This window comes from Gilvimarinus sp. 1_MG-2023 (assembly GCF_030548285.1).
In genome coordinates this window covers 1-319 of the sequence record NZ_JAUOSC010000596.1, presented here as the reverse complement: position 1 = coordinate 319, position 319 = coordinate 1, and the positions used below count along the sequence as shown (strand labels likewise).

Below are 319 nucleotides of genomic sequence, written 5' to 3'. Positions count from 1 at the left end.
GTATTCCCCCGCTTCCGGGTAAGGCTCGGTGCCCAGGAACAGCATGTGCTCCAGGAAATGCGCCAGACCTTCGCGACCGTCAGGGTCGTCACCACTGCCAGTGGCGACGGTCATGGCGGCGGCGGCCTTGTCGGTACCGGGCGTGGATACCAGCAGGACACGCAGGCCATTGTCGAGCTGGACGTATTCATACTTGAACGGGTCTGACGGGCTGACAATAGGACTGGTGTCCCCGTCTTCCCGGCAGTTCCAGGGAGTGGCGTCATTGCAGTCAGAGACGACGGCAGACGGTGGAGCAGAAGCGGGTTTGAGCATGGAA

1 protein-coding gene is annotated in these 319 nt (G+C 62.1%); it reads right to left on the bottom strand.

What is annotated here, in order from left to right; all coding sequences use genetic code 11:
* Window positions 1-315: insulinase family protein (locus tag Q4563_RS18245; RefSeq protein WP_303605512.1), on the bottom strand; the 315-nt coding region annotated here is incomplete at its 3' end.
* Between the last annotated feature and the right edge of the window lie 4 nt (window positions 316-319).